We start from the raw sequence: 500 nt of genomic DNA on the forward strand, positions 1-500 counted from the left end.
ACAAAGCAGGTTGAATAACTGGGTGTAGCACATGGAAATGAGAAAGTTAAAACTGTCATCCGTATCACTCATAATGAGGAACAGAGCCGTTTTTCTGTCTCCCAGCGTATCCAGTTCCAACTCATCGTAGGATGTAACCTCGCGCAGCTCCGCAATATCAAATACGGCAAGACGCGCACCGCAGGAAATCAAAATCGACTTAGCGGTTTTGCCGGCTGCCAGCTTATATTTCTTATACTGCCGCACTGCGAAGTGGTTTGGCTTTTCCGATTCCAGTGCATCAAACATCAGGTCTACGGGATTTTTGAACTCCTCGTCATCCTCCCGGACTTCCATGGCGTTGATGAACTCGATGAGGGTGGAGAAGTTTTGCTCCTCCACCGGAGCTTCATAGTGGATATATCCAATCAACGCGCAATACAGCAATGTTTCCGCCTTGACCCAGAAATCGTCTCCGGCCTTGCCTTCGCCTTTGGTATTGGCAATCAGCGTTGTTACCA

The 500-nt window shown here is 48.4% G+C and carries 1 protein-coding gene; it reads right to left on the minus strand.

Annotation, left to right across the window (positions count from 1 at the left end):
* A partial coding sequence (locus OCV63_RS17015) for a type IV secretory system conjugative DNA transfer family protein (RefSeq protein ID WP_262670950.1) occupies window positions 1-500 on the minus strand: 500 nt, incomplete at both ends.

Source organism: Laedolimicola ammoniilytica (assembly GCF_025567165.1).
Taxonomy (GTDB): domain Bacteria; phylum Bacillota; class Clostridia; order Lachnospirales; family Lachnospiraceae; genus Laedolimicola; species Laedolimicola ammoniilytica.